Source organism: Mycobacterium sp. TH-M25 (assembly GCF_057473665.1).
This window is the reverse complement of the sequence record NZ_JBYCLA010000023.1, coordinates 1-8,447: the sequence shown is the minus strand read 5'-3', so window position 1 is coordinate 8,447 and position 8,447 is coordinate 1. Positions and strand designations below refer to the sequence as shown.

The following is an 8,447-nucleotide window of genomic DNA, read 5'->3' as shown; positions in this document are numbered from 1 at the left end:
CGACGACGGACGACCCTTCCGGCAGTCTCAACACTGACACCGCCCAGACCGGAAGCATGCCCGACGCCTCGCTACCACGCACCAACTCAGCCAACACCCGTTGAGCCCTCAACAGGTCTGGATTCACCTCCGATGACGACGCCCCCAAACCCCCCATCGCGGTACCCGACCCCGAGCCCCCCGCCACCAGCGGCCCAGGCGCAGCCAAACCACCACCACTAGCTGGCGCCGCGCCACCAGACGAGCCCTGACCAGCCGAGGCCGGCGTCGTCGACGTCCCACCACCGGTAGGCGCCCCACTGGCACCCGGCGCACTGTACGGAGCCAATGGCCCACCACCACCCATCGCCGCCGGCGGCATCATCGGCGCACCACTCACCGGACCACCGCCAGAGCTGCCACCCTGAACCGGGCCGCCAACACCGCCGTCCGGCACCGCATGCGGCGCGATCGGCACACCGGCCGGCCCACTGCCCACAGCCGGGGAACCCATCACCGGCTGCTGAGCCGCAACCGCCTGCTGAGGCGCTATTGACTGCTCTGCCACCGGCGGGGCCACCGCCCCCATCCCCGACGCCAAGCCCGATTGGAAACTCGACCCCGCATTCGCCATCGGTGACGCCGCAGACTGTGCAGGAGGCGCAGACGGCAACGACGAAGCCGGCGACGTCGGCATCGACGAGCCCAAACCCGAACCAGGATTCAACCCAGAGCCCAGACCCGAAAGCGCCGACCCGCCGCCACCAGCAGCCCCGCCGCCGCTACCCGAGGCGGCCCGACCCATCGAACCGCCGAGGGTCTGGGGCAGCGGCGAGATCGGCGAGGTAGCAGGTGCGGGCGTACTGTTCGGAGGAACACCCGGCGGCAGGTCCGTTCGTATATCGTGTGATGAACCGCTCGCATCAAGATCAGACGTCGGTGTCCCCGGGGGCAAATCGGTCTTTATGCCTTGTTGGGACTCAGCTTGGTATTGGCCATCGGTAGACCCCTCCGCATCTTCCCCGGGTGTCTCTTTGCCGTTTACGCCAGGGCCCGTCCTCTTGTCGTGGTGCGGATTCCCGTTCTGACCGTTCTGACCGTTCTGGCCGTCCGGGTCGGTAACGGGCCGGTCCGGTAGGGGCGCAGTGAAGTTCACACCTCGGACATACATGGTCGCGGATCCACCGCGTTTGGCTACCATGTCGTCCGCCTCGGTTAATGTGGATGCCAGGATCGCCTGTGCAGCAACGGTTTTACCGCTCCGCATTGCGGCTTGGTACTGCGGCTCTTTGTCCTCAATGAGAAGTCTGAGGTCATGTTGCAGTGAGCGAAGTTCGCCCGCCGCATTGCGGACCGCGTCTCCTGACTGCGTGTAAAGGTCGGCGTGGGTGTCCCACAGGTGGACGTTGGCGTTATGTTCTCCGAATTGCGCCGCGCCGGCTTGTCCTTGCAGCGCTTCTTTTAACCGCGGCCGGTGGACATTGCACGACCTGTCACCGGCGGTGCGCAGCGTCGAGGCTTGCTGCTCGTGGGCGTCAGCAACCCGGTCCAAAATCTCAGGACTGGGCCAACGCCCAGCCTTGACCGCTGTCGCGAATGCGCTGTCTCCTCCGGAATCGACTGCAGCCACGTCAGTTTCACCCCTGGTATCCGTTGCAGCGTGCCCACACTTGATCATCGGCGGCATTGGCGGCGGCGGCGGTCCAGTTGGTCGGGGGCTGCACCGCGCCCTTAGAAGGCTCCCGACTCAACGCCGCGCCCTGATCGCGCATCAGCTGTAGCGACTTGAGCATCGCCGCCCTCACGTCGGGATCGCCAGCCGGGTTGTCCCGCAACGCATCTGCGACGTAATTCGCTGCGGGTATGACATCGGCCGCGTGGTTCTGTGGGGTCGGGATCGCGGCGTAGGCCGCGGCGAAGCGCGTGCACAGATCGATGGTTTGGGCGCGCACAACCTCAGGTGCCGGCGGGGCCGGTGAGGACGGCGGGGTGGCCGTGGTGGGTCGCGACGCGAGATCAGCGCCGACTGCAACGCCGCCCACCCCGGCACCGAACACGCAGGCCACGAAAGCCGCAATTGTGGCGGCTCGCCGCACACCACGAGACTGGCGGCGGCCGGCAGGTGGGGGCTGATGCGGCGCAGGCGGCATCGGATACGGCACCGGCCGCGATGAACCGGCTATCGGCGGTGTCGATGACCACCCAGGTCCAGGTGTCATGTCCATACGCCCTCGATCGAGGAGATGCGCACTGCGTTATCGTCGTCGGCGCCCACCTCGATGCGGGTGGTGGCCGAGGCGGCGGTGACGAATCGGGTGGCTTTATCGTCTCGGTCGCTGGCCATCGTCGTGTGTTCACCAGGCCAGTGCGCGATAGCCGCGAGAACCGCTGCCGTGGCCGCATCATCAGGCGCAGCGGTCAATTCGGGGTAGGCCACTGCGGCGGGTACATCGGCCTGCCACGCGGCCATGGCCGCGCCCAAGCCCTCGGGATCGATGTGCGGAGTGTGCGTATCGCTCATTTTTGCCCGCCGCCGGCGTCATAGAAAAACTTTGAGTGGGCGACCGCAAGCTCCTCAGCCGCGGCCGCTCGATCGAGCCGCAGTTGCGCTGCGACCGCCGGCCAATCGGCCGTCGCAGCCAATAGGGCCGCGCTCATCGGGTCCAGCCCCGAAACATCGCCGCTAAACACCGGCCCGTCAACCGGCGGGTCGACGATTGCCCGCAGCGCGCCGTCATCGAGTGCCATTGCTTGACCTCACTGTTCAGTGATTGCGTTATTTGCTTCTTTTGTTCACGTATGGTGCGGCAATTCATCAATGAACACAGCACCTTCGGGGCAATCCTACCGCTGGTCACCGACATAAAACTGATATCTCGGTTAGTAGACTAGTCTACAGGTCGTGGTGTAGACATATCTACATGCACTTGGATCACTACACCGACAAAGAACGCCGGGCGCACGGCAAGAAACTGGCCCGGGTCCGAGCGGCGGCGGCCGAGGCGTCACGGATTGCGCAGATCATGGCCCAGTCCGCTCACAGCGAAGGCGTCTCCGAAACACGAATTGCCGAAGAACTCGGCGTGGACCGAATGACCGTGCGCCGATGGCTGGGCAAACGCTGACAACGCTGTGTCTCAAGAGAGGCGGCCGAACTACCCGCGGTTCGACGGGTGGACCCGAGCCGCCGCGATCTGCTCCAGTTCTTCCATGGACAGCAAGTAGTCGTCCGGGTGGAACCCCCGGCTGCGGCCGTCGAGGATGCGGCGGTATTCGGCGAGCATCCGCATGTAGGTGTCGAGCATCCGGTGGTGGGAGTTTCCGCCGTCGTTGTTGTCCAGCTGCGGCCGCAGTTCGCTCCAGCGGCCATCAGCCATCAGGTGCTCGACGTAGCTGGCCATGTGGTGCTCGAGCCCGTCGTTGTGGTCGAAGCCCCGGAACTCCAGCCCGTAGGCCGCGTCCTCGTCGAGGGTGGTCCCTTGCTTTTCCAGGCGCTGGATGCTGAAGGTGATCGAGCGGAACATGTCGAGGATGTCCAGTACGCGGCCGCAGTCGCGCTTGGACAGCTCAGGGCGGAACCCCGCAACTTCGTACCAGTACTCCTCGGTGAAGCCCGACTCGATCACGCGCGCACGCTCCAGTTGATCCTCCGCGTTCCCGTCAACGTCGTTGGAGTCCTCGGGTAGTACACGCGCGAGGATGCGGTGCAGCAGCGAGAGCACCTGCCGGTCAAAGATCCGCATGGTGTCCGGTGCCGGCAGGTCACCGTGCCTCTCCGGCGGCTGGTGTACGGGTACGACCGCGGCCATGAGCAGATCGCGGGCGTATTCGCTGAGCGTGACTCCTTCGGTGTCGGCCATCTCCTTGAGCTGATCGCGGATCCGGTCTTCCACGCGGATGTTCAAGACGGCCATACCGCCTCCCTTCGTAGTTGTGTATGACAGTGATTGTAGCATCGTCATACATCGTTATCCGTGTGACGCATTCCGGTGCGATCATCAGGGGATAGATGGCAACGTTGGACCACGGTCTCGTTTCTAAACAACCGAGAAGGTTCGTTTGCCCGACGATCTACTCATTCGCGCGCCGCAACAGGACCTGCGAAGCGAAACAGCTATCCTCACCCCGGTGAGAACTGGGAACGACGAGGACCTGGTCGACGGCGATGAGGCCGACGCTGACGTCCCAGAGCTGGAGACGATCAAGCGTGGCGCCATCCGCGACTACGTGTCCGGAAAGATGGTGCAGGCAACGCCCGAGGAACTCGAGGCGGTCCAAGTGATGAGCCGAAGGCTCGTCGAAGACTTCGGCTACCCGATCTCACACCTGCGCACCAGACCTCAATGGCGAGTAGCCACGTCTCCGAGCGAATCGAAGAAGTACCCGGTCGACATCACCATTTTTTCGTCTGACAAGCACACCGCCGAAAACGTAGTCCTAGTGGTCGAGTGCAAGAGGCGGAACCGCAAGGACGGCACCGAGCAGCTCAAACGCTACTTGGACATGTCGAACGCGGACCTGGGCATCTGGTTCAACGGTGAAGACCACTGGTATGTGCGCAAAGTATTCAGGAAAGACGGAACGCGCATATTTGAGACGCTGCCCAACATCCCCCGATATGGGCAACGGGTCGAAGACATCGGCCTGTACCGCAAGAAAGACCTCGTAAAGCCGAGCAACCTGCGTTCTGTCTTCCGAGACATTCGAAACCACCTCGCCGGCAACGCGCCCGGCATCACCCGAGACGAACCGCTCGCCCAAGAAGTCATCAATCTGCTCTTCTGCAAAATCTTCGACGAGATCAACTCCGGCGCCCGTGACATGGTTCAGTTCCGGTTCGGCCTCAACGAAGAACCACGGGACGTTTACAAGCGGATACTCGACCTGTTCGACAACGTCAAGATCGAGTATCCAGATGTCTTTGACGAGACCGACACGATCGACCTCGACGAAAACAGCGTCGCCTACGTCGTGGGTGAGTTGCAGGCATACAGCCTGCTACAGGCGGAACGAGACGCTATCGGCGAAGCGTTCGAAGTGTTCATCGGGCCCGCTCTGCGAGGCCCCGAGGGTCAGTTCTTCACTCCGCGCAACGTCGTGCGGGCGCTCGTCGAAATGGTTGACCCGAAGCCGGGCGAACTCATCATTGATCCCGCGTGTGGATCTGGTGGCTTCCTCACGGTCGCCCTGGAGCACGTTTGGGACGGCCTGGACATCGAGGCCAAGGACAAAGGCTGGTCAGCGGCCCTGTTGGAGCGTCGCAAGCGTGAGATCGCCACTCGAACGTTGAGAGGCATGGATAAAGATGCGTTCCTGGCCAAGTGCACGAAGGCGTACCTGGCCATCCTTGGGGACGGCCGCGGCGGCGTCTTCCGCGTCGACAGCAGCCTGCAACCCCCCGAGCAGTGGCCTGACCAGGTACGCGAGAAGGTCAAGCTCGGAACCTTCGACGTGATACTGACCAATCCACCGTTCGGTAAGAAGATCCGGGTGGTGGGCCGGCCAACCCTTGAGCAGTTCGACTTCGGTCATAAGTGGACAACGAACAAGAAAACCGGAGTCAAAGAACTCAGCGACGAGGTGCTTGGCGACTTCCCGCCGCAGCTGCTGTTCGTCGAGCGCTCATTGCAGCTACTCAAGGCGGGCGGTCGCCTCGGTATCGTGCTGCCTGAAAGCCTGTTCGGCAGCCCGTCCTACTCCTACGTTATCGACTGGCTCCAGTCGAAGGCAACAGTCCTTGCAATCGCGGCGATGCCCGAGCCACTGTTCAAGACGAGCGGTAAAGCTGGCACACACACAAAAGTCTGCATGGTCGTGCTCCGTAAGCGCGACCCGAAAAACAAGAGCGGCGACGAAGATCTCGTGTTCATGGCCGACGCAAAGTGGTGCGGTCACGACTCCCGTGGGAACCCCACATTTCGGCGCGAAGGCGACGAGGACGTCCTGCTTGACGACGTGCCGATCATCGCCGAGAACTACGTCAAGTTCAAGAATCTGGGTCTCGTTCCAGACGACCACCTCGGCTTCATGCAACCTCGATCCGAGCTCGCTGGAACAGTTTTCATCCCGAAGTACTACGACCCCGAGCTCACTGCCGATTTAGCGGCATTGGAATCAACGCATCACACTCCGGCTCTTCAGTCTTTCATCGACAAGGGCGAGATTGCGATAGCCACCGGCATCGAAGTCGGCAAGATGGCCTACGGCACAGGCCCGGTGCCCTTCATTCGAACCAGCGACCTCTCGAACTGGGAACTCAAGGCCGATCCGAAACACGGAGTTAGCGAGGAGCTGTTTAAGGCGCTACGCGCGAAGCACCCAGAGAAATTCGACGTCGCCGTTGGCGACATCCTGATGGTGCGTGACGGCACCTACCTGATCGGCACTACGGCGGTAGTCAGCCCACTGGACACCGAAATCCTCTACCAATCCCACGTCATGAAGATTCGGGTCGCCTCCGACAGCTCGATCGATCCCTGGCTCTTGTTCGCTGCTCTCAACTCGCCGATCGTCAAACGCCAGATCCGGGCCAAGCGCTTCACGCAAGACATCATCGACAGCCTCGGCAACCGCCTCGGTGAGGTCCGAATACCAGTGCCGCGCGACGAGAAAGAGTGCAAACGCATTTCGAAGGGCATCAAGTTGGCCATCAACCGGCGCGCGGAGCTCAGAGAGACGACGCGCCTGTTGACTATCGAGGTCGAAGGTGTGGACTCGGTACGCGAACTGAGCGCGCTTGAGGAAGCTACGTAAAGTCTGCCGTCTCGTTTCTAGAAGCCCTGGACGCAGGGCAACCAACTGGTCATACTTATGACTATGTCCGAAGTCAGCTCACTCGCCGAGGCGAAGGCGCATCTATCGGAACTGGTGGCCCGTGTCGGCGATCAGCACGAGCGGATCACGGTAACGGTGCATGGACGCCCTGCGGCGGTCCTTCTTGCCGTCGACGATCTGGAGTCACTCGAGGAAACTATTGCAGTGCTGTCCGATGCGGCGGCGCTCCGTGCCCTTGCCGAGGCCGATGCTGAGCTAGCCCGGGGGGAAGGGGAGAACCAGGACAGCCTTTCCGCAGCGATGCAAGCACGCCGAGCTAGGACGTGACCGGCCGACGATATGAGCTGATAATCGCTCCGACCGCGAAAAAACAACTGGCCGAACAACTTCCCGAATCGGTGGCGTTCGCTGCCTATGAGTTCATCATCGGTCCACTGCTTGCCAATCCCCACCGTGTGGGCAAGCAGCTCCGGCCACCGTTGCACGATCGCCATAGCGCACGCCGCGGCACCTACCGCGTGCTCTACAGAATTGACGACAAGCGTCAGCAAGTCACCGTTGTTGGGGTGTTCAGCCGCGCGGACGCATACCGTGCGCAATGACGACAGCGTCCGCGGTAGGGTCCGCGTGGGAGCCGCTCATACCGTTTTCGCCGACTGGCGGTTCGCAATCCGCTGTCCCAAAACTAAAGAATCGCGATACCCCCAGCGGCGACGATCTCCTTCCCAGTAGTCCCAGGTCGCGGCGTCTCGAATCTCGTCTCGCATCGCGTGTCTCGAATCCCCACTGTCGGTGGCCAATGAGACAGTGCGGATATGACGGCGACTCTGGGCTACGCCCGCGTCAGCACCACCGGCCAGGACCTCGCCGCCCAACTGTCCGCACTCACCGCCGCCGGCGTCGACGCCGACCGGATATTCACCGACAAACTCTCCGGCGCCGGCACCCCCCGCCCTGGCCTGGCCGCCATGCTCGACTATGCCCGCGATGGCGATACCGTCGTCGTCGCCGCGATCGACCGCCTTGGTCGATCTGTCGCGGAAGTCACCCGCACCATCTCAGGCCTCAGCGAGCGGCGAATTCTATTGCGCGCCATACGCGAAGGCATCGACACAGCGACACCGACCGGGCGAGCCATAGCCGCCATCATGGCCACCCTCGCCGAACTCGAACTCGAATTAGGTCGCGAGCGGCGCGCCGCATCACGCCAATCCCGACAGGCCCGCGGACTCCCCACCACGAAGCCGACCAAGCTCACTCCCGAACGCCAACAGCAGCTTCGTCGACTCGCTGCTACCGGTGAACCCGTGCCCGAACTCGCCAAAGCATTCGGGATCGGCCGGGCCACCGCTTACCGTTATCTAGCTGGACTTCAACCCCGGCAGAGTGCGCCCGATACCCTGGCGAAGTGACTCCGGACAACAACGGCATCCCCGCCGCCGAAGACGACACCGACAAGCTCGAACGCTTGTCTGCGGCGATACGTGCAATCGACATCGAAGTTCTGCTCTCCGAGGAAGCCTGGCGATAAATCCGCCCATTTTTGCCTATTTTTCGGTATCCTACGGGATTTCCCACATATCGCCGAAATTGTGTGTAGACGGCTGAGGCGGAACAGGCTGGACGCCTCGACCGAGCCTACGTCGGACTGGGCGATCGGCGTGACGGTCATCGACCAGGGAATGTACACGTTG

At 62.6% G+C, this 8,447-nt stretch carries 10 protein-coding genes and 2 pseudogenes; 6 read left to right on the top strand and 6 right to left on the bottom strand.

The genetic code is table 11. The features are described from left to right. From AC2VOU_RS00825 to AC2VOU_RS00810, 4 genes and pseudogenes are all read right to left on the bottom strand, one after another. Positions 1-493: pseudogene (locus AC2VOU_RS00825) on the bottom strand (hypothetical protein); the annotation flags it as partial. 1,123 nt (positions 494-1,616) lie between these two features. Continuing rightward, positions 1,617-2,075 carry a hypothetical protein gene (locus AC2VOU_RS00820; RefSeq protein WP_486955643.1) on the bottom strand — a complete coding sequence of 153 codons (459 nt, stop codon included), beginning with the start codon at positions 2,073-2,075 and terminating at the stop codon, positions 1,617-1,619. Between the two features lie 119 nt (positions 2,076-2,194). After that, complete coding sequence (locus tag AC2VOU_RS00815; RefSeq protein ID WP_486955642.1) at positions 2,195-2,500, bottom strand: hypothetical protein; 306 nt, start codon at positions 2,498-2,500, stop codon at positions 2,195-2,197. Beyond that, positions 2,497-2,727: a hypothetical protein gene (locus tag AC2VOU_RS00810; protein WP_486955641.1), complete on the bottom strand. Its 231-nt coding sequence runs from the start codon at positions 2,725-2,727 to the stop codon at positions 2,497-2,499. The genes AC2VOU_RS00815 and AC2VOU_RS00810 overlap by 4 nt, the downstream gene beginning before the upstream one ends. 173 nt (positions 2,728-2,900) lie before the next feature. Here AC2VOU_RS00810 and AC2VOU_RS00805 point away from each other — a divergent pair, with 173 nt between their 5' ends. After that, positions 2,901-3,104 (top strand): helix-turn-helix domain-containing protein, encoded by a 204-nt coding sequence (locus tag AC2VOU_RS00805; protein ID WP_486955640.1) that lies wholly within the window; start codon positions 2,901-2,903, stop codon positions 3,102-3,104. Positions 3,105-3,134: 30 nt separating this feature from the next. Here AC2VOU_RS00805 and AC2VOU_RS00800 read toward each other — a convergent pair whose 3' ends face one another. Then, entirely contained in the window at positions 3,135-3,893 is a 759-nt protein-coding gene (locus AC2VOU_RS00800) for a YfbU family protein (RefSeq protein WP_486955639.1), read from the bottom strand. A 214-nt stretch (positions 3,894-4,107) separates the two neighbouring features. Between AC2VOU_RS00800 and AC2VOU_RS00795 the strand changes: the two genes are divergently transcribed. From AC2VOU_RS00795 to AC2VOU_RS00775, 5 genes are all read left to right on the top strand, one after another. After that, a complete protein-coding gene (locus AC2VOU_RS00795; protein WP_486955638.1) occupies positions 4,108-6,732 on the top strand; it encodes an N-6 DNA methylase in 2,625 nt (874 codons plus the stop codon). A 63-nt stretch (positions 6,733-6,795) separates the two neighbouring features. Next, positions 6,796-7,080 (top strand): type II toxin-antitoxin system Phd/YefM family antitoxin, encoded by a 285-nt coding sequence (locus AC2VOU_RS00790; RefSeq protein ID WP_486955637.1) that lies wholly within the window; start codon positions 6,796-6,798, stop codon positions 7,078-7,080. Beyond that, positions 7,077-7,355, top strand: a complete 279-nt coding sequence (locus AC2VOU_RS00785) for a type II toxin-antitoxin system RelE family toxin (RefSeq protein ID WP_486955636.1) — start codon at positions 7,077-7,079, stop codon at positions 7,353-7,355. The genes AC2VOU_RS00790 and AC2VOU_RS00785 overlap by 4 nt, the downstream gene beginning before the upstream one ends. A 213-nt stretch (positions 7,356-7,568) precedes the next feature. Then, the gene (locus AC2VOU_RS00780) at positions 7,569-8,165 is read left to right on the top strand and encodes a recombinase family protein (RefSeq protein WP_486955635.1); all 597 of its coding nucleotides are present in this window, start codon (positions 7,569-7,571) and stop codon (positions 8,163-8,165) included. Further along, positions 8,162-8,284 carry a hypothetical protein gene (locus AC2VOU_RS00775; protein ID WP_486955644.1) on the top strand — a complete coding sequence of 41 codons (123 nt, stop codon included), beginning with the start codon at positions 8,162-8,164 and terminating at the stop codon, positions 8,282-8,284. The genes AC2VOU_RS00780 and AC2VOU_RS00775 overlap by 4 nt, the downstream gene beginning before the upstream one ends. Before the next feature lie 63 nt (positions 8,285-8,347). On the opposite strand, the pseudogene AC2VOU_RS00770 reads toward AC2VOU_RS00775, so the two are convergent. Next, positions 8,348-8,447, bottom strand: a pseudogene (locus AC2VOU_RS00770) (MmpS family transport accessory protein); the annotation flags it as partial.